Origin of the sequence: Megasphaera indica (genome assembly GCF_046614755.1) — a bacterium.
Taxonomy (GTDB): Bacteria; Bacillota; Negativicutes; order Veillonellales; family Megasphaeraceae; genus Megasphaera; species Megasphaera intestinihominis.
The window spans coordinates 89,305-114,627 of sequence record NZ_JBKKJR010000005.1 but is presented as its reverse complement, the minus strand read 5'-3'; the positions used below and the strand labels follow the sequence as shown (position 1 = coordinate 114,627).

Below are 25,323 nucleotides of genomic sequence, written 5' to 3'. Positions count from 1 at the left end.
TCGATATCGGTCTTGGCATAGCTGTTCCGGTCCCCGCAGTAATGAAGCTGGACGGCATACTCTTTTGTCTTATGCAGGAAATACTCGGTTTTTTCCATTGCCTTTTGTAGTGGCGTCTTACGATGGCCTTTGCCATGGACGAATACGACGTGCCCTTCGCGTTGAAGCCGTTTCAGTTTTCCCAGCAGCCGACGTAAATGGTACCGATGGACAGCGTGGGTATGAAGCACTTGGATGCCAAAGAGTTCCTGGGTCTGGAGAATAAAGCCCGGAATCGCTGCTAATACTTTGGCCTGCCGTTTCGTGACACTCTTCTTCCAGACAAAGGTGTATTTATTGGCAACAGACTCGATTTTTGTCCCATCGATGAACAAGTTCTTCAGCGATAAGGCCCCGGCCTGAACCAAGACGGCATCCATGTCGGCAAACAAGGTCTGGCTGCATGCCGCCATATGATGAGAACGGAAACGGGCGATAGTCGCATGATTGGGAATGGGTTTCCCTTCCAGCAGATATTGGAAATTCAAATCTCTTCGGCAGGCTGATTCGATACGGCGGGAACTGAAAATCTGGTTCATGCTGGCATAAATGACGATGGCCAGTAACTGGCGTGGTGAAGCCTGATTTTTCTCGATACGAGAATACGTATGGTACAGTGGTGATAAATCCATCCTTTCTATGAGCAGCTTCACTAACCGCACGGGATCGTCATCTGGAATCTGGAATGAAATATTCAAGGGAAGTGACAGTTGATAAGGCGCTTCCCATATTGTATAATTAACATGCGTATTTAGTGTCTTCATAACTCTATTTTACGCGCAGTCCCGGGCTTTTTACAGTCCGGGATTTGCTTTTTTCGGATTTTTTGTTTAGCCCTAATGGATACGGCTGCCTGGCCCCTGGTGGGTGACATTGCGGGAACGTCCTCGGTCCGGCATGGTCCGGATAGGCCGTGCCGGATGCCGTGCGTGCTATTTGCGTCCGGCGTGCTGCTTTGTTTGAGCGCAGCGAGTTTCAGCACGCCAGCAAATGGCACTCTCGGCAAGAGGAGTGGAGCACGCGAACCCGCCAGGGGCCAGGTGGCCGATGCCAACCTCTTCAGAAGAACCCCTCAGACCGCCGTTGGCGGCCAGCTCCCCTATGAAGGGGAGCCTTTGGGCGCTCCTGCGCCTGATTTCCAGAGTCTATTGCGGCAAAGCCGCTTCTAAGTCCGAGCAAACAAATCCCGAAGAATGACTATAAAGCTATGATATTTTTGCATACAGAAAAAGAGCCTGTGCACGATTACGTGCGACAGGCCCTTTTTTATTTACTTATCATATCGTCTGAGGCGAAGCCCGTGCGATTGGCGTAGTCGCCTTCCAGAATTTGGACGGGGACGAAGCCGTTCTTGTCTTTGTCACCGGTAATCTGGATGCGCGTCGGCTTGGCAAAGACCAGTATCTTGTCGGACCGGACGAGGGAGCGGATTGTTTCCATATCGCGGTCGTGGCTGGCTTTGAGGAAGGTGGGAATGGTCGTCTCGTCGGGGATGACGTAGGTCCCGCGCATCATGAGGTAGCGGCCGCTGTTCGAGGGCAGGCGATTCTTTTCCTGCTGCGCTTCTTTTTCCTCGTCGCTCAGTTCCGGGACACCGCTGGCTGAATAGCGGGAGAAGTTGACATTGGTTTGTTCGGCTTCTCCATAGCGGTGGACGTAATAGATGGTGATGAACAGGCAGAAGATGACGAAGGGCAGGAAGAGCATCTTCGTGTAATACGTCAGTTTGGCGTATTTGGCTTCCTTTTCTTCCCGCGCTTCCCGTTCTTCCCGCGTCTCGACGACTTCTTCCGGCTGGCCCTGGAGGGCACCGGCCAGGATGGCCGACAAGGGGATACCGTAGCTGGAAATGGGATAGAGGTTTTCCAGCCAGTTCAGGCCGCAGATGCAGGCCATGGCCCGGCTCAGGGCATTGTCCATGTCGACGGGGATCTTCATGCGGTGCAGGATCGACGTCAGCGAATCATTGGCCAGGTTGGGCATGTACGTCGAGGCCAGGAATTTCAAGTCCCGGATGTAGACATCCTTCAGGGGCAGTTCCCGCCCGGATGCTTCATAGCTGGCCTTGATGGCCGGAAAGAGCCGTTCCGAGCGGTAGGCAGAGAGGACGGCGTCTTTGAGGAGAAAGGCAATGTCTTCATCCCAGACGACATCGAAAGGCTTGCTGTCGGCCAGCATGGCTTCCGTCAGGTTGTGTGCCTGGACCGGGCCTTCCCGGGGCTTGATGAAATAGGAAATGCCGTGGACATTGCCGTCGCTGATCCAGGCCAGCGCCAGGCGGCAGATACTGTTTAAGTTGTCGTTGGCCAGGTCCGCTGCGATGGCGATGGACGAATTGACCTTTCGCCGGCGCAGCGATTCCAGCGCCTTTTGTGTATTCGCATCCATGGCGGGTATCCTCCGTGAATCGAGTGGTTTTAACGGCCTCGCTGTTTATAGTAGGGGCGGAACGTGCGCCGCGGCCGCTTAGGCGTTTGTTTGAGCTTGAAGTAGTTGTGCTTGACTGTGCTGTTCTTTTCGTCTGTAAAGGTATTGACGTCGAAGAGTTTCAGCGATTCGATGAAGGGAACGAATTTCTTGTAGCCGAAATTGCGGACGTCGAAGTCGGAGAACTGCTTGCTCAGGAGATTTCCCAGGGTACCCGAGAAAATCCAGCCGTTGTCGTCGGAATTTTCTTCGGTCAGCTTGATGAGCGCCTGACGGATGGTGGAGAAATCTTTCCCCGGTGTCTTGCCGTGGAGGGGCATCGTTTCCGGCGGTGTCAGCGGACGGGCTGCCGGCGTTTCGCTGGCATGATTATCGGCTTCTGGCTTTTCGGCCTTAGCCTGCGGACTGGTATGTTCGGCCTGGGCTTCTTCATGGTCCGTGCCTTCGTGGTCACCGGCTTCGTGTTCTTCGGCTTCTTCCCAAAGGACGTCGAGGTAGAGGAACTTGTTGCAGGCCGAGATGAAGGATCGGGGCGTCTTGCTTTCGCCCATACCGAGGACATATTTCTGCGATTCCCGCAGGCGCGAAGCCAGGCGGGTGAAATCACTGTCTGACGAGACGATGCAGAAGCCGTCGAGGTTGCTCTGGTACAATAAGTCCATCGTGTCGATGATGAGGGCCGAGTCGGACGAATTCTTGCGGATCGTATTGCTGTACTGCTGGACGGGCTGGATGGCGTTATCTAAAATGGTATTGCGCCACGACGCCATCTGGGGCGTCGTCCAGTTGCCGTAAATGCGTTTGTAGATGACATCGCCGAGATTATTCGCTTCAGATAAGATGACGTCGATGTATTTGCTGGAAATATTTTCGGCGTCGATGAGGACGGCGAGTTTCATTTCTTGATTCATAATTTGATTACCTCTGTTTACATTACTTTTTTATTATATCATCATCCATAATAACTGTGCTATAATAAAACCAAGGCTGGAACGAAGGCGTTTATCCTTCGCCAGGCCTATTTTTTTTAAGAAGGTGATACGCGTGAAAATGGAACATATGGCGCCTTTCTGCGTCGTCGCAGCCGGTATCTGCTGGGGCATCATCGGCCTGTTTACCCGCCAGCTGTCGGCCTATGGCCTGTCGCCCTTACAGATTACCTTTGGCCGGGCCCTGGTCACGGCCATCGCCATGGCTGGCGTCGCCCTATTCCGCCAGCCCCGCAGCCTGGCCATTGCGCCGCGGGATATCTGGATGTTCCTGGGGACCGGCCTGGGGAGCATCGTCTTTTTCAATATCTGCTACTTCACAGCCATCGAATTGACGACCTTGTCCGTCGCGGCTATCCTGCTCTATACGGCGCCGAGTATCGTCATGGTCTTTTCTATCTTCCTTTTCCATGAACGCTTTACGCGGCGCAAGGGGTTCTGCCTGGTCCTGGCCTTTGTCGGCTGCGTCCTGGTCAGCGGCTTAGGCATGGGGCATGTCGAGGCTGCCGGTATCCTGGCCGGTCTGGGCAGCGGCTTCGGCTACGCCCTCTATTCCATTTTTGGCCGCTATGCCCTGGCGAAATATGAACCCCTGACGGTCACGGCCTGGACCTTCATCATCGCGTCTTCAGGGCTCCTGCCTTTCTGCCATTTCGGCATGATCCTTTCCCTGGCCGCCGCCGTACCCTATACGGGCCTCCTCTTTGCCCTTCTCGGTCTGATGTCGACGGCTCTGCCCTTTGGCCTCTATACGATGGGCCTGAAGCATATGGAAGCGGGCCGGGCATCTATCCTGGCCTCCGTGGAACCGCTGACGTCGACAGTCGTCGGCATCGCTATTTTCCATGAAGCCCTGACCCTGACCGGGGCGGCCGGCATGGCCTGTATCCTGGGGGCGGTCATCCTCCTGGCCAGGTCCGGATCCGCTAACGGATGAATTCAAAGCGGAATTTCCGGCCCGGCGTGATATAGTCGAGGAGAAATTCTTCGTTCGGCACGACTTTGGCGACGATGTTGGTCCGCTCTTCCGGCGGCAGTTCACATTTGACGATCTGGACTTCGCCCATATAACGCAGGAAATCGGCGTTGTCCAGGGTGATGTCGCCGCGGTGGAGACTGCGGAAGATGTCGCTGTCCGGTTCGATGATGCGGCCGTCTAGATGAGCCCGGCTGCCATTTGCGCGGATGACATCCCGCGACGGGTCGGGCCGGGCCGTGAAGGTATAGGACAACAGGTCCTGGATGTGCGGTTCCCGGCTGAGGAGTTTGGCCTTGATGACGACGACGTCCGTTTCTTCCCGGCCGGCCCGGGCCAGGTCGCGCAGTTCTTTATCGGCTGGCTTGTCGTCGCCGATGAAGACGGACTGGACGCCCAGGGCGGCCAAGTGGCGGGCTGCCAGGCTGACGTCCTGATGGCGGTGGAATTCCAGCGTCGGCAGGCCTTCATACAGCGGTGCCCGTTGGCCGGCCTGGCTGGCGACGAAGGCGCCGACGGACAGGCCATAGGCGTGGAGCCTGTCCGTCTGGGTCTTGAAATAGTCGAGGGCCAGGCCCGTGTGGGGACGGGGATAGAAGTTGTGCAGGCTGTCGATGTGGTCCAGCTGGGCGCCATTCTTCTGGAGGTCTTCCAGGTCTTTCTGGGTCAGCGTCGACGCGTTGACCTGGACGCGGACGATGTGGCTGTACATAGCCAGCTTGGCTGCATCGAAACCGTCGTCAAAGCGGACAGTTGTAATGCCCAGCTTGGCGATAGCTTCCGGATCGAAACGGTCCATGCCCAGGCAGGCTGCCGAGGCCGGCGATACGTCGGCGACGATGTCGAGCTGACATTGCCGGGCTGTGTCCAGGACGGCCTGCAGTTCCTTGCGGAAGGCTGCCGGGTCCGTTTCGGGGATGTGGAATGACGTAAAGAGCCGCGTCATCCCCAGGGCAGCGGCCCGTTCGATGCGGGCCGTTTTTTCTTGGATCGTCCCTCCCAGGCCGGGATAGACGGAAATACCCGTTTCCATTTATTCACCCTCCTTCGGGTCGTCGAAACCCAAGAGCCAGGTTGCAATGAAGCCGGCCACGTAGGCTGTGACGAGTCCTAATAAATACATGGGGATGTTGTCCGTACTGGCTGCCAGAGGCAGGCCGGAAATGCCGATCGTCGCGGCGCCGACCATGTAGGCGGCCTGGACGGCGCCGCCAAAGGCCCCGCCGATGCAGGCCCCGATGAAGGGCTTGCCCAGGGGCAGGGTGACGCCGTAGATGAGTGGTTCGCCGACGCCCATGAGGCCGACGGGCAGGGCCGAGGCGATGGTCTTGCGCAGGGCCTTGTTCTTCGTCTTGGCATAGACGGCGATAGCCGCGCCGACCTGGCCGCCGCCGGCCATGGCCAGGATGGGCAGGAGAATGGTCACGCCGTAGCGCGATAGGAGTTCCGCGTGGATCGGCGTCAGGCCCTGATGGATGCCGACCATGACCATGGGCAGGAAGGTCCCGCCCAGGATGAAGCCCGTCACGGCGCCGCCGGTCCCGATGGATTCCGTCGCTGCATAGCCGATGGCTTCTGACAGATAGCCGCCCAGGGGCTGGCAGAGGAAGAGGGCCACGAAGGTCGAAATGACGACGACCAGGAAGGGCGTGACGAAGAGGTCGAACATATCCGGGACGAGGCGGTGGAGCTTCTTTTCCAGCCACGATGAAAAGAAGACGACCAGGAGGACGGCGATGATGCCGCCCCGGCCAGGGACCAGGGATTCGCCGAAGAGATTGATCTGAGCCAGGTTCGGATGGCTGAGGATGGCTGCCATGACGCCGCCCAGCATGGGCGAGCCGCCGAATTCCTTAGCCGCATTGATGCCGACGAAGATGTTCAGGCCATAAAAGGCGGCATTGCCGGCAATGGCCAGGACCTGCATCAGCGGCTGGGCCGCCAGGGACGGGTCCATCTTGAAGGCCACGTTGAGCAGGCCCGTGATCAGGCCGCAGGCGATGAAGGCCGGAATGATGGGCACGAAGATATGGGCGATTTTCTTCAGGGCCAGTTTGGCCGGCGTCGCGTTCTTGCGGCGTATTTCTTCGTGAAGGGCCTGGCCGTCGAAGGGCCCCTGCTTATCGTCGCCGGCATCTGGCGCAGCGGCCGCCGGCTGTTCTTTACGGCCTGCTTCGACTAAGGGGGCAAAGGCCTGGTATAGTTTGGTCGCCTTGCCCGGGCCGACGATGATCTGCCATTCGTCACCGGATTTGTTGATGCCCATGACGCCGGGCAGTTTGGCCAGGTCGTCTTTGCTAAAGTGTTCATCCTTTACGGTCAGGCGCAGGCGGGTCATGCAATTGTAAGCCTTTTCGATATTGCCTGCCGGACCGGTGATATCGTAGATGGCCCGTGCCAGTTTATCGTAATCCATGGGCAGCCTCCTTGAGGACGGCGGCGACATAGCCCTGGGCCGCTGTCAGGCGGTCTTCGGCTTCGCTGGCCGGGATGTGCAGGAGGACCATGACGATGGCCGTCTTGGCCCGGCCCTGACTTTCCCTGAGGGCTTCGATGGCCTCCTGGCGACTGCAGCCCGTCGCCGTCATGACGATGCGCCGCGCCCGTTCTTCTAATTTCTGATTGGACGACTTGACGTCGACCATGAGGTTGCCATAGACTTTGCCCAGGCGGATCATGGCGCCTGTAGACAACATGTTGGCGATCATCTTCTGGGCCGTGCCGGCTTTCATGCGCGTCGAGCCCGTGACGACTTCCGGGCCGACGACGGCACAGAGGTCGATGTCGGCACAACGGCCGATGGCCGAATGAGGCGAACAGTCGATGGCGATGGTAGCGGCTCCGACCGAGGCCGCATAGGTCAGGCCGCCGACGACATAAGGCGTCCGGCCCGAGGCGCTGAGGCCGACGACGACGTCGTCAGCCGTCAGGTTTTTGTCTATCAAATCCTGCCGACCCAGCTCCGGCGAGTCTTCAGCCCCTTCTTTGGCCCGAAAGATGGCTTCATAACCGCCGGCAATGAGGCCCTGGATGCGTTCCGGGTCGGTGCTGTACGTCGGCGGACATTCGACGGCGTCGAGGATGCCCAAGCGGCCGGACGTGCCCGAGCCCATATAGAACAGGCGGCCGCCGCGGCGCAATTTATCGGCAATGGTGTCGACGGCTTGGGCGATGGCCGGGATGATGGCGCCGACGGCATCGGCGACTTTATGGTCTTCTTCATTTATGATGCGCAGCATATCTTCGGTCGATACGCTGTCGATATGCTGGCTATGGCTGTTCTGCTGTTCCGTAGCCAGGGTTTCTAAATTTATCATGCTTGATTCCTTTCTTTCATGCAGTCGTGGCTATTGCCGCTTGGGAACAATATACACATCTCTAATTATAGAGAGTGTTTGAAAGACTTGCAATAGGCCTTTTTTTCATGAGCCAGCACCTTTATTTTTTTGCCGTTTCATGGTATGATTAATCTGCACGCAGCAGACCTGTGTGCCCTGTGCGCCCATAGCTCAGCTGGATAGAGCAGCAGTTTCCTAAACTGCGTGTCGGATGTTCGAGTCATCTTGGGCGCACCATTTTTTTATCTTGAATACAATCTAATCATTTTATAATCCGGAAAGGTGGGTCTCCTCATGTCCGATACCAAGAACCGGCTGGCTTCTTTCCATGAAGAAGTCATGCATGATGCCGATTATACCCTGGCTGAAGCCGTTGCCGAAGCCAAACGCTGCCTGAATTGCAAAGTACCGCAGTGCCGCAAAGGCTGCCCCATTGAAAATGAAATCCCTCAGTTCATCCATGCCATGACCCTGGGCGATTTCGGCGCCGCTGCTGAACACATCTATCACCGCAGTGATTTGCCGGCTATCTGCGGCCGCATCTGTCCGAGAGAAAAGCAGTGCGAAGGCCACTGCGTCCTCGGCAAAAAAGGCAAACACGTCGAAATCGGCAAACTCGAACGCTTCGTAGCGGACATGGCCCTGGACGGCGGCTTCCTGCCGCAGCCGGTCAGCCGTAAAACAGAAGGTCGTGTGGCCATCATCGGCTGCGGCCCGGCCGGCATGGCAGCTGCGCGGGAACTGGCTGGCCGCGATTACGATGTAACCATCTTTGAAGCCGCTTCCCAGCCCGGCGGTACCATGACTTACGGCATCCCGACTTTCCGGCTCCATAAGGAATTATTGCAGCGCGAAGCCCAGGCCCTGACGGCTATGGGCGTCACCATCGAATATAACGTCAAAATCGGCGTCGACAAATCCCTGGACGAACTGCAGCGTGATTTCGATGCCGTCTTCATCGCCATCGGCACGATGAATGCCTGGAACCTCGGCGTGGACAACGACACTATCGACGGCGTCGTCGATGCCGAACAGTTCCTGCGCGATGTCCAGCGCGTCCAGACCGGTGAAGTCGAACTGGCAGACCTGCCCGTCCAGAAAGGCGACCAGGTCATCGTCGTCGGCGCCGGCAACGTCGCCATCGATGCGGCCCGCACGTCGCTGCGCCTCGGTGCGGACGTCAAGATCGTCTACCGCCGGGCTGAAAAGAACATGAAGTGCCTGCCGTCGGAATACGAAGAAGCCAAGGCCGATGGCGTCCAGTTCCAGTTCTATTCGGCACCGAAAGCCGTCGTCGGGACGGACCATGTAGAAGGCCTGAAATACGAAAAACAGCAGATCCTCGAAGATGCCACCATGGTACCGACGGGAGAATTCGGCGTCGTCCCGGCCAATAAGATCATCGCCGCCATCGGCAACAAGCCGGAACTGTCCGTCGTCAAAGCTCTCGGCGTCGATGCCAATGACGATGGCTACATCGCCGTCAAAGACCTGCCTTATGGCCTGACCAGCAAAGAAGGCGTCTTTGCTGCCGGAGATATCGTCCACAAGCCGCAGACCGTCGTCCTGGCCATGCGCGAAGGGCGTAAGACTGCCGAAGGTATCGACCAGTACCTGAAAGCCAAGAAAGTCTTGGCTGCTGCCAAAGCATGAGGAGGCCCCTATGAGTGAATTGACACGACAGATATTGAAAGCCAATGAAAATTTTGTCAAACAATCCCTGTCCCAGGGCGGTTTCGATGAGGTCAGCAAGTACCCGAGCCGCAACCTGGCCGTTCTGACCTGCATGGACACGCGCCTCTTGAGTTTCCTCGAACCGGCCATGGGCCTCGCCCGGGGCGAAGCCAAACTCATCAAAGTCGCCGGTAATACGGCTTTTGAAGACTTTGACAGCGTCATCGGCAGCCTCATGGTCGCCGTCTACGAATTGCACGTCCACGACATCATCGTCATGGGCCATGACGACTGCGGCATGCTCAAGACGACGGCAGACAGCCTGTGCCGCCATATGGCCGAAGAAGGTATTGACGAAAAGGCCATCGCCGCCGTCCGGCCCAAGCTGGAACAGTGGGCCGACCCCATTACCGATATCGGCGCGTCTGTCTGCGATACGGTCCGCCGCCTGCGGGCCAATCCCTACTTGCCTTCATCCCTTACGATTTATGGTATGGTCATCCATCCGCACACCGGTGAAATCCGCGTCGTCGATGATGGAGAAGGCCAGGAACAGGAGGTATTATGAGTCTGGTCACACAACGAATGAAAGACCACGCCGCCGTCCTCGAGGCGACGATGGATTTGATCCCGGATATTGAAAAAGCCGGGGCTCTGTTCAAAGAGGCCCTGGCTTCTGGTCACAAGATACTTTTTTGCGGCAACGGCGGCAGTGCTGCCGATTCCCAGCATTTAGCCGCGGAAATCGTCGGCCGCTTCCAAAAGGAACGGCGCCCGTTCCCGGCCATCGCCCTGACCGTCGACACGTCGATCCTGACGGCCGTCGGCAATGATTATGGCTTCGATACGGTCTTTGCCCGCCAGGTCCGGGCCTTAGGCGAAAAAGGCGACGTCCTGGTCGGCATTTCTACGTCCGGCAACAGCCAGAACGTCCTGGAAGCCATCGATGCAGCCCGTGAAAAAGGCCTCACTGTCATCGGCCTGACCGCTTATGGCGGCGGCAAGATGAAGGAGGCCTGCGATATCTGCCTGGCCGTACCGGCCAAAGTGACGGCACGGGCCCAGGAAATGCATATCATGATCGGCCATATCCTCTGCGAAATCGCTGAGGAAGACATGTAATCAGCCGACGATTTGCTGGAACTGTTTGTTGTTCCGTATCTTATCGAAATGGCTCTGCGTCCGGGCTGCCTGGCGGACGTCTTCACCGCCCAGGTCGATGGCCTGCTTCAGATAGGGCAGGGCCTGGTCGGCTTTGCCCAGGTCGCCGTAGATGGTGGCGATGCCGTAGTAACTCCAGGTATTTCCCGGGTCGGCGGCGATGACGTTCTTGAAATACGTCAGGGCCTTGTCGTATTGGCCGTCAATTTTATAGGCTAAGGCCAGGTTGTAGAAAGAAGCGACGTCTTTCGGGGCTATTTTCAGCGCTTTTTCAATGAGCTCGATGCCCTGGGAGACGTCGTTTTTGCTGCCTGTGCTGTTGCCGCGCATGGCCAGGGTGACGCCCTTATTGCTCAAGGCCTGATAGTTGTTGGCGTCGAGGGAAAGGGCCTTGTCGAAATCGTTCAGTGCCCCGGCATAATCGCCGGCCTGGTATTTTTTCAGGCCTTCGTCGCTGTAAGCCTGCGAATCGGCCTGGATGGCCGGTGCTGATGGAGCCTGTACGTCCTGTGCCGTCTGAGCCGGCTGGGGCTGGGATGGCTGTGTACTGCATCCGCCGCTCCCGGCAGCCAGGGCCAGCAGGAGCAGGATGGCCAAGTGTTTGTTCTTCATGTTCATTCTCCTGTTCGTCAATATGGAAATCCTATGAAACATATCATCAAAAAAGGGGACATCGTCCTCATCATTACGCTGCTCGTCTTATCTTTCATCCCGGAAGGCATCTTTTACCTGACCGGTAACGATGCGTCTGTGAGCCGGACGTATGCGGTCATCCAGGTCGACGGCAAGGTCTATAAAGAAGTTCCCTTGTCGGGCCACCATGGGACCGATGTCATCCCTATCCAGACCGAGGAGGGCTATAACCTCGTGGTCATCCAGGACGAGAGCGTCGGCATTACCGAAGCCGATTGTCCCGATAAAATCTGTATCAGTGAAGGCTTTGTCAGCAAGCCCGGTGCGACTGTCGTCTGCCTGCCGCACAAGGTGCTGGTCGAAGTGAAGTCCGCCGGCGATGACGAACCCGATGTCATTCCGGCCCATTAGAGGTACTTATGAAAAAGACATTTCACATTATTATCCTGGGCCTGTTCATCGCCCAGTCCCTGGTCTTATATGTCGTCGAAGGGATGCTGCCCGTGCCCTTCATCGCGCCAGGGGCGAAACTGGGGCTGGCCAATCTGATTACGGTCATCGCCCTCTATGCCCTGCCGCGTAAGCGCGACGTCTGCCTCATCCTGCTCGTGCGCATCATCCTGGCCACGGCCTTTGGCGGCGGCATCAACGCTTTCTTGTACAGCGTCGCCGGGGCGGCTTTCAGCCTGGGTGCCATGATGGTCCTGCAGAAGACGGGGAAATTCTCTATCATCGGTGTCAGCACGGCTGGCGGTATTTTCCACAACCTGGGCCAGGTCATCGTGGCCTCTTTGGTCGTAGAGAATATCAAGATCATGCTCTACCTGCCGATCCTGGCCGTCGCCGGCACGGGAACGGGCATCCTCATCGGCATTACGGCTATCTTCACCTTGCGCCATTTGAAGCGGCTGCCCATTTACCGGCGCATGCAAGAGGAAAATCAGGCGATTAATTGATTCGGATGGAGTCGAGTACTTCGTCAGCGAGCTTTACCTTATCTTCTTTGCTGCCGTCGCAGGCTACGACGACGATCCACGTCGCCGGGCCGTCGGCAAAGCCGATGAGGCGGGCCTTCATGGATTTATCCTGATACGTGAAGGTAAAGGTCTGGACGACGGCGTGCTGACCGCTGACCGTCGTCGTGTCCTGGCTGACCGAGACGTTCTGGGCGTCGATTTTCGATAATACGGCGCCGGCTGCGGCTTCGGCCGTCTGGTTGAGGCGCTGGCTGATGGCCTGGCCCTGGCTGATGTGCAGGTCGTCGTACATCTGCTGCGTGTCGATGCTGTTGGTATAGATGGCGATGTACAGGCCGCCGTCCATTTCACCGTACAGGCGGCTGCCCTTGAAGTACCGCTGGGTCAGCGGGTCTACGGGGACGGGGAAGTCGAGCTTCTGGAGATTTCCCGGCAGTTTCAGGGAAATGGCCGAGCCCATGCCGTCGACGCGGCGTTCTTTGAGGGTAATCGTATAGCAGGCCGTCAGGCTCAGGGTAAGGATGAGCAGGCATAAGGCCAGACAGAAGGAACGGATTCGGGTATGAGTCATGAGTGCACCTCGCGAAAGTTATTTGAAAGGCAGGTATCCCCAGGATACGAGCAGGTAAAAAGCGGGATATAGAATAAGTATATATAAGAGCTGTGTCGTAATGAAGGGCGCCATGGCCAGATTGACGTTCAAGTCGTAAAGGCGCTCCGTAATCAGGGCGTTGATGGCACAGGGCGTAGCCATGACGATGACAATCGTCCCCAGGAGCACCGGGTCCGACGTGAAGCACAAGGCCAGGAAATACGATGCCAGCGGCGTCAGGACCATCTTGATGGGAATGAGGTCCAGCGTCTGGCGGGCATAGTCCTTGAAGTGGGAAAAGTCGATGAGGTAGCCGACGGGGATGAGGGCTACCCAGGCGCTGACGTGGATCAGGGCCTGGAAAATCGTCGTCCCCGCAGCGGGCCTGGGGATGCCGGCGGCGTGTAAGGCCGTGCCGATGACCAGGGCTACGACGGACAACTGGTTCCAGTTGATGAAGATCGATTTCCAATTATCCTTGAAAAAGACAAAGAAATTGCGGTCCTTGCCGCCGTGCTGGTAGTAGTAGCCCATGGGGAAGAGGACGAAGAACATGAGCAGGTTCTGGAAGACGCCGATAATCTGGACGTAGGCATAGGACATTTCCCCGTAGAGAATGTAGCTGCACAGGCCGCCGAGCATCCCCGTGTTGGCCGGAATGGCGGCGATGAGGTAACTGCCTCGGTCGACGAAGGACGAGAATTTGCGCTGCCGTCCCAGCAAGAGGACGACGGCCAGCGGCAGGAGGCCGTTGAAAAAAGCGAAGAAAGGCAGGCTGAGCAAGTCCGTCCGCATGGGCAGGACCCAGAAGCTGAGCAGGGTCAGGGACGTCATGATGACGATGATGTTGAAGCGGATGAGCCAATTCGACTGGTCCGGCGTCAGCCAGCTCCGCCTTTTGGTGACATATCCGGCAATCATGGGCAGGATGATGTCTGTGAAAATATAAACCATCCGGAGTGTCGTATCTTCCATGGCCGGATTCCCTCCCTTTACTTGCGGGCAGCGCGGAAGGCGTCGGCCAGGGAGAACGTCAGCGGTTCTGCCGGCTTGGTGGCGTCGATGATAGGCTGCATGATATCGCGGAATTCTTCTTTTTTCTTCGATAAGACGTAGAGCTTGGACGTGTTGCGGGCATCCCAGAGGGCGTCGTGCATCTGGCCGTCGAAGGTTTCTCCCAGGGTGCTGATGGCCTTGTCCAGGGAAATGACGTTATCCAGGCCCAGGAGGTTGCAGTAAATCTGCTGGAAGTTCTGCCAGTGGTCGAGCATCCAGCGGACGCGGTCGTCGTGCTCGTCGATTTCTTTGAGGCGGAGTTCGCAGTCCAGCTGGCGCCAGTCATTTTCACTCCAGGCGAACATTTCGTAGGCATTGGGGCAGCCTTCGTTGCACCAGGTCAGGAAATGGTCGAAGGCCTGGCGGAAATGGGGTTTCCCGGCCAGCATTTCCATGGTGATACCTGTCAATTCCTGACAGGTCTGATTCATGGCTGTCGTATATTCGGGCAGCACATATTCCTTATACGACGAGATTTCATTCCCGTCTTCGTCTATTTTGACAGCACCGATTTCGATGATTTCTCCTTTGCAGATGCGGCGCGCTTCCTTCTGGTCCCGGCCGATAGGGTTCATCTCGAAATCGACAAATACGGCTTTCATGAGAGTGTCTCCTTTCTGAATCTGATGACAACCATTATTATACCATAAGTAAAGGGCTTATCGCACGTGCGACAAGCCCTTTTTAGAGGATTCAGGCGGGCCGCCCTTTGGGCGGCCCCTACGAACCACTAGCCACTAGCCACTAACCACTAACTACTCGCTGCTAAAACGCCGGCAGGATGGTTCCCTGGAAGTGTTCTTCAATGAATTTCTTGATCGGTTCAGACTGGTAGATTGCCAAGACTTTCTTGTATGTTTCGTTGTTTTCGTCGCCCTGACGGACTGCCATGACGTTGGCATACGGCGAATCCTTCGATTCGACGAGGATCGAATCTTTCTGCGGGTTCAGGCCGGCCGGGATAGCGTAGTTGGTGTTGACGCAGGCCAGGTCCGTATCGTCGAGGGAGCGGGGAATCTGAGCGGCGTCGAGTTCGACGAACTGGAGGTTCTTGGGATTTTCGGTGATATCTGTTACCGAAGCGTCGACGGAGTTGCCGTTTTTCAATTTAATCAGGCCGGCCTGCTGGAGCAGGAGCAGGGCGCGGGCACCGTTGGTCGGGTCGTTCGGGATGGTGACTTTGGCGCCGTCCGTGACGTCTTTGATGTCTTTGAATTTATGGGAGTAAACGGCCATGGGCAGGATAATGGTCTTGCCGATGGAGGTGATCTTCAGGCCTTGTTTCTTGACGACGTTGTCCATGTACGGCTGATGCTGCATGGAGTTCATATCCAGGTCGCCTTCGGCCAGGGCCTTGTTCGGCTGGACGTAGTCGTTGAATTCGACGACTTTGATAGTAATGCCCTGTTTAGCTGCTTCTTTAGCGACTTCTTCCATGACTTCGGCATGAGGACCGGCAGTGACGCCCATCTTGATTTCTTTTTTGTCACCGGAAGCACCGGAATTGGAAGACGAACCGCAGCCGGCGGCAAAGAGGCACGTCGTCGTGATGAGAACGGCGGCGAAGAGTTTTTTTACTGTTGCGTTCATGTAATCATTTCCTTTCTGGATAACGGATAATAAGGGCTTGCCGGTCAAAAAGAAAAGCCGTCATACAGATGACGGCTCAATTTGCGATTCGTTCATCTGCCGGTATACACCGCTGGACTTGGCACCTATCCCGATAGGGGGTTGCCGCAGCGTCATCGGGCCATTCCCTCGACTGCTCTTGATGAAAGACAATGTATGGTTGTTGGTGTACATATTATCACCTGGAAGAGAATCTGTCAAGAAATATTGTGCTCCTTGAGGAAAATTTCTTTTTATGTTATAATAATACCGCTCATCGGAGGCTTATGCTCGTATAGTATAAAGCCGGATAAGATGTCACTTCAGTCCTGCAGCGGAGGAAGGGCGCGTACGTAAACGCGTCTTTCGATAAAGATGCAGGACAGGGTGGTTTCTTGTCCGGCTTTTTTTAGTGTGAGGTGACAGAAATTGATGAATAAACGAGATATCCTTTGGCAGATTTATAGTGCCAAAGCCTTTTACTTCCTCGGCGGTTTCGGTTTTACGTCGTGGGCATCGCTCATTCCCTTCCTGAGGCAGCAGCTGCAGATTCAGGACGACCACCTGGGGTTCCTCTTATTGGCCGTCGGCTTAGGCGCCCTGATCATGATGATGCTGGCCGGTTCCATTGCCGGGCGCCTGGGCTGCCGCCGTTCTTTGACCATCGCCGGCCTAGCCATTGCCGTCGTCCTGAACGTTCTCTGTTATGTGCCGGCTTATGCAGCGGCCTTGGTTATGGCCGTCCTCCTCGGTTCGTTCCTGGGACTGCTCGACGTCGTCGTCAACATCAACGGTATCTTCATTGAACGGAAAGTTCACAAGCGCCTCATGTCCGGCCTGCAGGCCATGTGGTCCCTGGGGAATCTCGCCGGCGCTGCCTTTTTTGCTTCCCTGCTCCACCTAGGCTTTTACTGGAAAATCGTCATGATTGCCGGCGCCGTCTTCATCGGCCTCTGCGTCTGCTTCTTTGCGCCCCATCTCCATGGGGAACGGCAGGCATCCGGCAAGGGCGCTTCCCTGGTCCTGCCCAAGGGGAAAATCGTCCTCATCGGCCTGGTCTGCACCATTGCCTTCCTGGTAGAAGGTTCTATCAACGATTGGAGCGGCGTCTTCATGACGACGGAAAAGGGCATCGACATTTCCCAATCCGGCTTGGGCCTGACCCTGTTTACGGCGTCGGCCTTCCTGGCCCGCCTGCCCGGTGACTCCCTGACCATGCATTTCGGGCCGCGGCGGCTGCTGGCCCTGTCCCTGCCCGTCGCCTTTGCCGGCTTCCTGGGCATCCTGCTCATCAGCGGCGGCCCCTTCCTGTTTGCATCGTACATCCTCATCGGCGTCGGCTGTGCCAATACCGTGCCGATCTTTTATTCCTCTTTGGGGACGCAGAAAGACATGCCCGTCGCCGATGCCGTCGCTGCCGTCAGCACCATTGGCTACGTCGGCATCCTCCTGGCACCGGCCGTACTGGGCTTCATCGGCCGGGCCTTCAGCCTGACCGCCTCCTTCGCCTTAGTCACGGCCCTCCTGATCATCATGTCCATCATGGCCATGCGGCTCTTGCGGGGGAAATAGTTTGTAGTTTGTAGTCGGGGATGTGTAAGAATCCCGTGACCGACTTGCGTAAACGGGCGCCCCACGTGGGCGCCCCTACTAACCCCTAGCCCCTAACCCCTAACCACTCAAAAAGCGGCTGTCGCATATGCGACAGCCGCTTTTTTTACGCATCAATCACTTTCCCCGGGTTGAGGATGTCTTTCGGGTCCATGGCCCGCTTGATGGTCTTCATGATTTTCAGTTCGCCTTTTGGCGTGAACTGTTCCATATATTTCAGTTTCTTGGCACCGATGCCGTGTTCACCGGCCAGGCGGCCGCCGACGCTGTAGGCATAGGCGTAGACCTGCTGGTGGAATTCTTCGACGTTCTTTTCCCATTCTTCGTCGCTCATATCCATCTTGCAGAGGACGATGTGCAGGTTGCCGTCGCCGATATGGGCGTTGATCTTGACTTCAAAGGGATAGTTCTTACCGATGTCCATGATTTTTTCAATGGTCCCGGCAATTTTATGTACCGGAACGACGACGTCGTCCGTGAGGAAGACCTTGCTCTGGAGTTCGACGGACGTCTGGCAGTTACGGCGCATATTCCAGACGCGGTCGTCAGCTTCCAGGACTTCGGCAGCGCCCGATTCTTCACAGATCGTGCAGACAGCGTCCATCTTGGTGTCCAATTCGTCTTCGTGGAACGTTTCGACGGTGATGATGACGTAAATGCCGTCGTCGTAGTGCGGCATGTCCTTGTAATGGCAGTAGTCAGCGCAGCCGCGGACGTAGGAATTGTCCATGTATTCGACGCTGGTCGGGTCGATGCCGGCTTTCATCAGCTTCGGCACCATGTGCAGGGCCTGGCGCGGGTCCGTGTAGATGGCCAGGACGTCGAAGCGGTACGGCGGCAGGGGGATGAGCTTGACTGTGACTTTGGTGATGATGCCCAGCGTCCCTTCACTGCCGATGATGAGCTGTTCCAGGTCGTAGCCGGTAGAGCATTTCTTGAGGATGCGGCCGCATTCGACGATATCCCCTGTAGGCGTGACGATTTCCAGGCAGTAGACCTGGTCGCGGGTGACGCCGTAGCGGACGGCGCGCAGGCCGCCGGCATTGGTGGCCAGGTTGCCGCCGATGAGGCAGCTTTCGGCGCTGGACGGGTCGCCGGCATACATGAGGCCGACTTTTTTGGCGGCGTTCTGCAAGTCTACCGTGCGGACGCCGGCTTCGACGGTCATGTACATGCCTTCTTCATTCAGTTCGATGATCTTGTTGAGACGGTCCATGCAGAGGACCAGGCCGCCGCAGACAGGGATGGCACCGTCGGCCAGGCTGGTGCCGCCGCTGCGGACGGTAATGGGGAAGTCGTATTCATTGGCCAATTTGACGATGTCCGAGATTTCTTGGGCATTGGCCGGCGATACGGCTGCTTCCGGGAGATGGAACATGGCCGGATTGGTTTCATAGTCTGTCTGATACTGTAAGAGCAGGTCTTTATCGGTCTTGACATAAGTCGGACCGGTAATGGCCTTTAATTTTTCAATGATTTCTGCCGTAATAGGCTGATAAGTTTTCAAGCGAAGGGCCTCCTTATAAAAATCGGTTGTCTTATTTTACCACGCCCGCTTTGCTTAGGGAAGGCATCAGAACTTGAAATCGATTGTTGCCGAGACGCCGACGCCCTGGACGCGGTTGAGGTTGGTGACATTCGTCGTCGCCATTGGGATGAGGGCATTGGCCCGGGCGATGCCGTTGAATTCCCCTTCCAGCTGAGCCACGGCCTTGACCTTTTCGACCTGTGCCGATGGGCCGATGACCTGGACGGCGCCGATATATTTACCCGTACCGACACTGACGATGGGGACGACTTTCGTCGCGTAATCCGTGCCGACGCCGTTCTTCATGAGCAGTTTGTTGAGGAAATCATTGATGGAATCACCGTATTTGGAAACGAGGACGGAAATGCCGCCGACTTTCAGGATAGAGCCGAGGTTGAAGGCCTGGACGGCCGTGCCACCGGCAAAGCCGAGGAGCGATGCAACCGTAACGGCTGCGATGAGTTGTTTTTTCATGGAAATACCTCCTAATTTACACTTTTTTGGGACTTGTGCCGCGGGCCAGCGAGGCCGCGACGGCGAGGAAACAGAGGACGGCCAAGATGACGAACGAAGCGTGCAGGGCGGCTACGACGCCATCCGCATAAGACGGCTGTTTGGCCGTCTCTGTCGTCATGATGAAGGTGACGACGGCCATGCTCAGGGCCTGGCCGAGGTTGCGCGATAAGGCCAGGATGCTCGAAGCGATGCCGTGATGCATCTTTTTGACCGACCCCATGATGGCGCTGTTGTTGGGCGCGCCGAACAGGGCTGCGCCCAGGCCGATGAAGACCAGGAATGCGGCGGCGCCGCTGACGGGGATGTGCGGGAACAGGGCGAATGCCGTCAGCCCCAGGGCCGTCAGGACGAGGCCTATAGAGGCAATGCCCCGTGGGCCATATTTATCCGACAAGTCGCCGGCCCGGGGCGACAAGAAGGCCATGATGATGGGCTGGACTAGGAGAATGGCTCCGGATACAGCCGGCGGCAGGCCGAGGATGACCTGGAAATAGAGGGATAACAGGAAGGACACGGCATACGTGGAGCTGTACTGGATGAGGGCAGCCAGGTTGGACATGGAAAAAGTCAGGTTGCGGAACAAGTAAAGCGGCAGCAGGGGATGGAATGATTTCCCTTCGTGGATGACGAAGACGATGAGCAGGACAATACCAGTCCAGAAAAAGGCACTGTATTTTTCAAAGGACGACAGGCCATAAAGTGCGCAGAGAATCCCACTGACCGATAAGGCTGAACTGACCAGGTTGACGAAAGGCGCGCCGTTGGCATACCATTCTTCTTTGATGGGCCGGATGAAGGCATAAGACAGGACGATGGCCAGGGCTGACAATAGAAAGATGCAGCGCCAGCCGACGAACTGGGTTAGGGCCCCGCCGATGACCGGCCCCAGGGACAGGCCGAGATAGGTCAGGGCAACGGCCCGGCCGAGGATATGGCCCTGATGGGCTTCATCAGTCGTGGCCAGGAGCAAGGGCATGTAAGATACGTAGACGCCGGACAGGGCGATGCCCTGGATGGCCCGCAAGACGATGAGACCGGTCAGGGTCTGGGCAAAGGCCGCCGCTGCCGTAGCCATGGCGAAGACCACCAGCGAAAGGGAATACGTCCGCCGCCGGCCATGGACGTCGGACACCTTGCCCAAGGGCAGGAGAAAGGCCGCTGTCGTCATCAGGAAAATCGTCACGACCCAGCTCATGCGGTCCGGCGTGACGCCGAACTGGCCGGCCATGACGGGGATGGCGATATTGATGGACGTAGAAAGAAAAGGCCCGACAAAACTAATCAGGCAAATCGAGTAAAAAATCCGTTTTTCCGTCGACATATCCGCACCTCACAAAGTCAGTATCATACGTCTATTATAACAGATAACCAAGTAGCAGGACCTGTGGATTTACAAAAATATGAGCGAATAATGAGGTGGATTTCACATTTTATGAGGGAACATAAAGGGACTCTTCTCAATTTTATGGTTTTTATGGATTTAGGACTTAAAGGAAAAGTGGCTTGACTCATGATTATGAAGAAGAGTAACGACCTTTGCGGCCTGCAGTTTGCGAACTGCGGCCTGCGGCCTTTAAAAGAACCTGGCAATTTCTTCCGGCGTATCGACGAGGAAGCGGGCACCGTGTTTTTCTAAGAAGGTTTTGGAACGAAAGCCCCAGGTGACGCTGATGCAGTCCAGGCCTGCGTTTTTGGCGGTCTGGATGTCGATTTCGGAATCTCCGATGTAAACGGCCTGTTCCGGCGTGAGTCCTAAGTCTTTCAAGGCTTTGAGGACCATGTCCGGTGCAGGTTTTCGCCGTATCTGGGGCTGTTCGCCCAGGGAGAGATCGAAGAGACCCTGGAAGTAGTCGTCTGTCAGTTTCTGTACGGCCGGATCGGGTTTATTGGAGACGACGGCCGTCTGGATGCCGGCGCCCCGGAGCTGGCGGAGGAGCTGGCTGATGCCGGTGTATTCTCCCGTCTGGATGGCGCAGTGGGCGGCATAGTAGGGACGGAAGATGTCCTGGATGCGGCGGACTTCCTGGGCATCGACACGCGGTGTAATCGTATCGCCGTCCTGGCCGACGTATTCCAGCTGTTCGTAAGAGGCAATCCCCTTTTCAATGGCCAAGGCGCGGGTAATGGCCACTTGGACGCCGCTGCCGAAGAATTGGCGGACCTGGGCTGTCCCATAGGCATGGTCGTGACCTGTTTCGGCTAAGACGTGGTTCAAGGCGCTGGTCAGGTCTTCCAGGGTATTGAGGACGGTACCGTCCATATCAAAAATTGCGGCTTTATATGTTTTATGTTTCATATTCTTCTCCATGGTTACTTTATTTTTTGCCATTTTAGCGCAGGCTGCTGGCATAAATCTTTTCCAGGTTGTCGCGCATGCGGTCCAGGTAGGATTCGTCATCTTCGCTCGTTTCGATGGTATGGATCGTTTCGACGCGGGCACCGACTTCACGGGCCAGGGTTTCTGACGTCTTCGGGCTGACCATGTCTTCGACGAAGATGGTCCGCACGTCGTTGGCCCGGCAATAGTCGGCCAGGCGGGCCAGCTGGCGGGCACTGGGTTCGCCGCTGGAAAAGACGGATTCGACGCTGTGCTGGGTCAGGCCGAAGTCGCGGCAGAGGTAGGCAAAGGCAGCGTGGCCGGTGACGAAATCCTTGCGGGAAACGCTGGCGAATTTGCGGGCATATTCGTCTTGCAGGGCTTGGAGCTGTTTTTTGTAATTCGCCGCATTGTTGCGGTAATAGTCGGCGTTGGCCGGGTCGGCTTCAGCCAGGGCGGCGGCGATGTTAGATACTTCGATTTGGGCGTTTACCAGGCTCAGCCAGATGTGCGGGTCATAAGCGCCGTGTTCTTTGACATCTTCCTCATCGGTCAGGGCGATGGGCGTGACGCCTTGCGAGGCATTGACCGTATGGAGGGATGTATTCTTGGCTGCTTCAACGACTTTGGGTGCCCACGGTTCCATGCCCAGGCCGCTGTAAACGAAGAGCTGAGATTTACCGAGATGTTTAATAGTCTGCGTCGTCGGTTGGAATTCATGGGGCTCTGTCCCATCGGGGATGAGGGTGTAAACATCGACTTTATCACCGCCTACGGCTTGAGTGAACTCTTTCAGGGCGTCGAAAGTGACAGCGACTTTTAATTTCCCGTCATCGGGGACATCAGCGGCGGGACCACAGCCAGCCAGGCCGATGATGCATAAGCAGGCCGCCAGGACCATGCCGTAACGGGCCAGGCGGTTGAGGGTATGTAACAACATTGATAAGACCTCCTATGGCGTCCATCGTATCACGGGCGCCTTTTTTTGTCAATTATTTGCAAATGCCTTGCATTTTCGTTTGCGCAGGGCTATAATAAGGTCTCGAGATTACGACAAGGGAGGCAAGCTATGATTGATTTACAGCACGTTTATTTCGCCTATGAACACGGTCAGTACCTGTTAGAAGATGTCAACATGACCATCCGCGACGGCGACTATATTTCCGTCGTCGGTGAAAACGGCAGCGGCAAGAGTACGCTCATCAAACTCATCCTGGGCCTGTTGTCGCCGAGCCGGGGGGCCATTTCCAATACCTATCGCCATCGGGCCTATGTGCCCCAGCGCTTCGAGACGCTGAACAGCCAGTTCCCGATTACGGTCTGGGAAGTCCTCAACTGTTACCGCCAGGTCCTGCACTTGAAGCATAAAGAAATCATCCGGGACTGCCTGGAACAGATGAATGTCTATTCCCTGAAGGACCAGCTCATCGGCAACCTGTCCGGCGGCCAGTGCCAGAAGGTCCTCATCGCCCGGGCCCTCATGGGCCATCCGGACCTGCTCATCTTCGATGAACCGTCGACGGGGATCGATGTGCGCAGTCAGGAAGAGCTCTACCCGTTTATCAAGGATTTAAATGAAAATAAAGGCGTCACGGTCATTACGGTCGAACACAATCTGAAATTCGCTGTCCGCAATTCGACGAAGATGTTCCACGTCGTCGGCGGCCGCGGCCATTTCTGCTCGCCCAAGGCCTATCTCGATGAATACGTATCAGCCACGATGGGAGGGGATAAGTAATGTTTGAATATGCCTTTATGCAGAATGCTTTTATCGTAGCCCTGCTCATTTCTATCGTCTGCCCGCTCATCGGCATGTTCCTGGTCCTGCGCCGCTATTCCATGATTGGCGACGCCTTGTCCCATGCGTCCCTGGCCGGCGTGGCTGTGGGTCTCCTCTTTGACTGGAACCCCGTCCTCAGCGCCTTTGGCCTGACCAGTTTCTTCGGCATCCTCATCGAAGTCCTGCGACGCCGCTTCCGCCGTTATGCCGAGCTCATCCTGGTCATCATCTTATCTCTCTCCGTGGGCATTGCCATTACCATCATCAGTGCCGGCCTGGTCCACACGAATGTCGAATCCTTCTTGTTCGGCAGTATCCTCACCGTGTCGACGGGCGATGTCTACTCCGTCGTCGCCCTTAGCGTCATCTCCCTGGCCGTCATTGCCAGACTCTATCCTCAGCTGGTCATGCTGACCTTTGATGAAGACGGGGCGCAGATTGCCGGTGTCCGCAGCAAGCTCATCAACTATATCTTTGCCGTCCTGGTAGCGGCGACGATTTCCGTTTCTATCCGCATCGTCGGCATCCTGGTCATCAGCTCCCTCATCGCCCTGCCCGTGGCGACGGCCCTGCAGCTGCGCAAAGGCTTCCGGCGGACCCTCATTTACTCCGTCGTCTTCAGCTTCATCGACATCCTGTCGGGCCTGCTGCTGTCGTACTACATCGATGCGGCCCCTGGCGGCGTCACGGCCTTGACGTCAGTTGCCATGCTGCTTCTGGTCATTGCCTATAAAGAATGTGTCTTTTCCCTGCAAGAAAAGAGGCGCCGTCCATGAATGACGATTATAAAGCCTGTTTACGCGAACATGGCCTGAAGAGTACCAAGGCCCGCAATGGCGTCCTGGATATCCTGAGCCGGGAAACCAGTGTCGTGACCGTCGAAACCGTCTATGCAGCCCTGTTGGAACAAGGATGTAAAGTCAATTTTTCCACAGTGTACCGCATCCTGGAAATGTTTACAGAGCGTAAACTGACAGAAAAGATATTCCTCCCCGATGAAGGGAAATACGGCTTTTCCCTCCGCCGTTCCGGCCATACACACAGGCTCATCTGTTTACAATGCCATAAAGTCGTGGATCTAGCTCATTGTCCGCTCAGCGACTATGAAAAAGAAGTGGCCCAAAAGACACAGTTCGACATCGTCGGCCACAACCTGGAACTCTACGGCTATTGCCCGGAATGTAAGAAGGGGAGATAGTGGTGTTAGCAGTTAGCAGTCAGCGGTCAGCCACTAGCCCCTAACCCCTAGCCCCTAACCACTTAAAAGAGGCTGTCGTCATGCGACAGCCTCTTTTTGCGCAGCCTTCGGCCTGCGGGCGCCCCACGGGGCGCCCCTACGAGCCACTATTTACTTAACAAATTTAATGAAATCCGGTTTCCGCGGGGCTGCGGCCGGTTCCGGGCCGTCGCCGTAGCCGACGATGCAGTGGCCGACGCCGACGAGGTGTTCCGGCAGGCCCCATTCTTTGAGGAGGGCTTTCCCTTCGGGCGTTTCAAATTCTTCTTTGGCCCGGTTGATCCAGCACGAGCCGAGGTGCAGGGAAGCGGCGGCATTCATGAGATTGCCCAGGATGAGGCAGCCGTCGGACCAGGCGTTGGGGGATTTTTCCATGTCGGCCAGGACCAGGAGGACCGTCGGGGCGCCGTACATGGGGTCACTCGTCGTGCCCATGATTTTGGCGTTGAGAGCGCTCAGGCGGGCCAGGGTATCCGTGTCCTGGATGACGACGATGGTACAGGGCTGCAGGCCATGACCGCTGGCTGCATAGGTGCCGGCCTGGAGAATCAGATACAAGTCTTCATCGCTGATCTGGGCCTTTTTGTACTTGCGGACGCTGCGCCGCGTGATGAGGGTATGGATGGTTTCATTCATGACATTCACTCCTAAGTAAAAGTATTTTGTTGCGATTTTGTTATCATTATAGGGTATTTTTGATTTAGAGGAAAGGCTTTTGCCAGGACATTTCACGCCTTTTTAGGACTTTTTATAATTCCTTTATAATTCATTTACCTTGTCTGTACCCTGTGCGGGCCTTATTTGTAACGCCTCTAGCAGTATATGTGGAAAGTGTGCTATAATAAAACGATTAAGACAGACAGT

The 25,323-nt window shown here is 56.4% G+C and carries 27 protein-coding genes, 1 tRNA gene and 1 riboswitch; of the genes, 11 read left to right on the top strand and 17 right to left on the bottom strand.

The window, feature by feature from the left end:
* From ACFCTO_RS04610 to ACFCTO_RS04600, 3 genes are all read right to left on the bottom strand, one after another.
* Positions 1-671 (bottom strand): transposase (locus tag ACFCTO_RS04610; protein WP_499876454.1); only part of this gene is annotated, 671 nt, incomplete at its 3' end.
* Between the two features lie 634 nt (positions 672-1,305).
* Positions 1,306-2,427 (bottom strand): 3'-5' exonuclease family protein, encoded by a 1,122-nt coding sequence (locus ACFCTO_RS04605; protein WP_292261072.1) that lies wholly within the window; start codon positions 2,425-2,427, stop codon positions 1,306-1,308.
* A gap of 29 nt (positions 2,428-2,456) precedes the next feature.
* A complete protein-coding gene (locus ACFCTO_RS04600; RefSeq protein ID WP_292299912.1) occupies positions 2,457-3,377 on the bottom strand; it encodes an NYN domain-containing protein in 921 nt (306 codons plus the stop codon).
* Between the two features lie 139 nt (positions 3,378-3,516).
* On the opposite strand from ACFCTO_RS04600, the gene ACFCTO_RS04595 reads away from it, so the two are divergent.
* Positions 3,517-4,392: an EamA family transporter gene (locus tag ACFCTO_RS04595; RefSeq protein WP_292261097.1), complete on the top strand. Its 876-nt coding sequence runs from the start codon at positions 3,517-3,519 to the stop codon at positions 4,390-4,392.
* Here ACFCTO_RS04595 and ACFCTO_RS04590 read toward each other — a convergent pair.
* Genes ACFCTO_RS04590 through murQ form a run of 3 tightly spaced genes read right to left on the bottom strand, consistent with a single transcriptional unit; the run spans position 4,382 to position 7,748 of the window.
* Complete coding sequence (locus ACFCTO_RS04590; RefSeq protein WP_292299913.1) at positions 4,382-5,464, bottom strand: DUF871 domain-containing protein; 1,083 nt, start codon at positions 5,462-5,464, stop codon at positions 4,382-4,384. The genes ACFCTO_RS04595 and ACFCTO_RS04590 overlap by 11 nt on opposite strands.
* A complete protein-coding gene (locus ACFCTO_RS04585) occupies positions 5,465-6,847 on the bottom strand; it encodes a PTS transporter subunit EIIC (protein ID WP_020311687.1) in 1,383 nt (460 codons plus the stop codon).
* The gene (gene murQ, locus ACFCTO_RS04580; RefSeq protein ID WP_292261081.1) at positions 6,834-7,748 is read right to left on the bottom strand and encodes an N-acetylmuramic acid 6-phosphate etherase; all 915 of its coding nucleotides are present in this window, start codon (positions 7,746-7,748) and stop codon (positions 6,834-6,836) included. Before murQ ends, ACFCTO_RS04585 begins: the two co-directional genes overlap by 14 nt.
* A gap of 181 nt (positions 7,749-7,929) precedes the next feature.
* On the opposite strand from murQ, the gene ACFCTO_RS04575 reads away from it, so the two are divergent.
* The 4 genes from ACFCTO_RS04575 (at position 7,930) to gmhA (ending at position 10,565) form a co-directional block, all read left to right on the top strand.
* Positions 7,930-8,006, top strand: a tRNA-Arg gene (locus ACFCTO_RS04575).
* Positions 8,007-8,063: 57 nt separating this feature from the next.
* Positions 8,064-9,422: an NAD(P)-dependent oxidoreductase gene (locus ACFCTO_RS04570; protein WP_292299915.1), complete on the top strand. Its 1,359-nt coding sequence runs from the start codon at positions 8,064-8,066 to the stop codon at positions 9,420-9,422.
* A 10-nt stretch (positions 9,423-9,432) separates the two neighbouring features.
* Complete coding sequence (locus ACFCTO_RS04565; protein ID WP_292299916.1) at positions 9,433-10,011, top strand: beta-class carbonic anhydrase; 579 nt, start codon at positions 9,433-9,435, stop codon at positions 10,009-10,011.
* Complete coding sequence (gmhA, locus tag ACFCTO_RS04560) at positions 10,008-10,565, top strand: D-sedoheptulose 7-phosphate isomerase (protein ID WP_292261089.1); 558 nt, start codon at positions 10,008-10,010, stop codon at positions 10,563-10,565. The genes ACFCTO_RS04565 and gmhA overlap by 4 nt, the downstream gene beginning before the upstream one ends.
* Here the strand turns inward: gmhA and ACFCTO_RS04555 are convergent, their stop codons facing one another.
* Positions 10,566-11,216 (bottom strand): tetratricopeptide repeat protein, encoded by a 651-nt coding sequence (locus tag ACFCTO_RS04555; RefSeq protein WP_292261092.1) that lies wholly within the window; start codon positions 11,214-11,216, stop codon positions 10,566-10,568.
* Between the two features lie 33 nt (positions 11,217-11,249).
* On the opposite strand from ACFCTO_RS04555, the gene ACFCTO_RS04550 reads away from it, so the two are divergent.
* Positions 11,250-11,648 carry a NusG domain II-containing protein gene (locus ACFCTO_RS04550; RefSeq protein ID WP_020311681.1) on the top strand — a complete coding sequence of 133 codons (399 nt, stop codon included), beginning with the start codon at positions 11,250-11,252 and terminating at the stop codon, positions 11,646-11,648.
* An 8-nt stretch (positions 11,649-11,656) separates the two neighbouring features.
* On the top strand, positions 11,657-12,193 hold the full coding sequence (locus tag ACFCTO_RS04545) for a Gx transporter family protein (protein ID WP_020311680.1): 537 nt from the start codon (positions 11,657-11,659) through the stop codon (positions 12,191-12,193).
* Here ACFCTO_RS04545 and ACFCTO_RS04540 read toward each other — a convergent pair.
* The 4 genes from ACFCTO_RS04540 to ACFCTO_RS04525 form a co-directional block, all read right to left on the bottom strand.
* Positions 12,186-12,785, bottom strand: a complete 600-nt coding sequence (locus ACFCTO_RS04540) for a hypothetical protein (protein ID WP_292299918.1) — start codon at positions 12,783-12,785, stop codon at positions 12,186-12,188. The genes ACFCTO_RS04545 and ACFCTO_RS04540 overlap by 8 nt on opposite strands.
* 18 nt (positions 12,786-12,803) lie before the next feature.
* Entirely contained in the window at positions 12,804-13,781 is a 978-nt protein-coding gene (locus tag ACFCTO_RS04535) for an AEC family transporter (protein WP_292299920.1), read from the bottom strand.
* A 17-nt stretch (positions 13,782-13,798) separates the two neighbouring features.
* Positions 13,799-14,464, bottom strand: a complete 666-nt coding sequence (locus ACFCTO_RS04530) for a 3'-5' exonuclease (protein WP_418519509.1) — start codon at positions 14,462-14,464, stop codon at positions 13,799-13,801.
* Between the two features lie 163 nt (positions 14,465-14,627).
* Positions 14,628-15,452, bottom strand: a complete 825-nt coding sequence (locus ACFCTO_RS04525) for a MetQ/NlpA family ABC transporter substrate-binding protein (RefSeq protein WP_036200576.1) — start codon at positions 15,450-15,452, stop codon at positions 14,628-14,630.
* A gap of 89 nt (positions 15,453-15,541) precedes the next feature.
* Positions 15,542-15,640: riboswitch (SAM riboswitch) on the bottom strand.
* Between the two features lie 262 nt (positions 15,641-15,902).
* On the opposite strand from ACFCTO_RS04525, the gene ACFCTO_RS04520 reads away from it, so the two are divergent.
* A complete protein-coding gene (locus ACFCTO_RS04520) occupies positions 15,903-17,042 on the top strand; it encodes an MFS transporter (RefSeq protein WP_481324937.1) in 1,140 nt (379 codons plus the stop codon).
* 145 nt (positions 17,043-17,187) lie between these two features.
* On the opposite strand, the gene ACFCTO_RS04515 is transcribed toward ACFCTO_RS04520, so the two are convergent.
* The 5 genes from ACFCTO_RS04515 to ACFCTO_RS04495 form a co-directional block, all read right to left on the bottom strand.
* Positions 17,188-18,588: an FAD-binding oxidoreductase gene (locus ACFCTO_RS04515; RefSeq protein WP_292262585.1), complete on the bottom strand. Its 1,401-nt coding sequence runs from the start codon at positions 18,586-18,588 to the stop codon at positions 17,188-17,190.
* Between the two features lie 66 nt (positions 18,589-18,654).
* Positions 18,655-19,083, bottom strand: coding sequence for a hypothetical protein (locus tag ACFCTO_RS04510; RefSeq protein ID WP_292262583.1), 429 nt, complete (start codon positions 19,081-19,083; stop codon positions 18,655-18,657).
* A 16-nt stretch (positions 19,084-19,099) separates the two neighbouring features.
* Positions 19,100-20,446, bottom strand: a complete 1,347-nt coding sequence (locus ACFCTO_RS04505) for an MFS transporter (protein ID WP_292300434.1) — start codon at positions 20,444-20,446, stop codon at positions 19,100-19,102.
* A 252-nt stretch (positions 20,447-20,698) separates the two neighbouring features.
* Entirely contained in the window at positions 20,699-21,421 is a 723-nt protein-coding gene (locus ACFCTO_RS04500; RefSeq protein WP_292300436.1) for an HAD family hydrolase, read from the bottom strand.
* A 34-nt stretch (positions 21,422-21,455) separates the two neighbouring features.
* Positions 21,456-22,382, bottom strand: a complete 927-nt coding sequence (locus tag ACFCTO_RS04495; protein WP_292300437.1) for a metal ABC transporter substrate-binding protein — start codon at positions 22,380-22,382, stop codon at positions 21,456-21,458.
* 129 nt (positions 22,383-22,511) lie between these two features.
* Between ACFCTO_RS04495 and ACFCTO_RS04490 the strand changes: the two genes are divergently transcribed.
* The 3 genes from ACFCTO_RS04490 to ACFCTO_RS04480 are packed head-to-tail and all read left to right on the top strand — an operon-like array spanning position 22,512 to position 24,420.
* Positions 22,512-23,180 carry a metal ABC transporter ATP-binding protein gene (locus tag ACFCTO_RS04490; protein ID WP_292300438.1) on the top strand — a complete coding sequence of 223 codons (669 nt, stop codon included), beginning with the start codon at positions 22,512-22,514 and terminating at the stop codon, positions 23,178-23,180.
* The gene (locus ACFCTO_RS04485) at positions 23,180-23,998 is read left to right on the top strand and encodes a metal ABC transporter permease (RefSeq protein ID WP_020311664.1); all 819 of its coding nucleotides are present in this window, start codon (positions 23,180-23,182) and stop codon (positions 23,996-23,998) included. Before ACFCTO_RS04490 ends, ACFCTO_RS04485 begins: the two co-directional genes overlap by 1 nt.
* On the top strand, positions 23,995-24,420 hold the full coding sequence (locus tag ACFCTO_RS04480) for a Fur family transcriptional regulator (protein ID WP_292300439.1): 426 nt from the start codon (positions 23,995-23,997) through the stop codon (positions 24,418-24,420). The genes ACFCTO_RS04485 and ACFCTO_RS04480 overlap by 4 nt, the downstream gene beginning before the upstream one ends.
* A 150-nt stretch (positions 24,421-24,570) precedes the next feature.
* Here ACFCTO_RS04480 and ACFCTO_RS04475 read toward each other — a convergent pair whose 3' ends face one another.
* On the bottom strand, positions 24,571-25,095 hold the full coding sequence (locus tag ACFCTO_RS04475; RefSeq protein ID WP_014015691.1) for a nitroreductase family protein: 525 nt from the start codon (positions 25,093-25,095) through the stop codon (positions 24,571-24,573).
* Positions 25,096-25,323 lie beyond the last annotated feature (228 nt).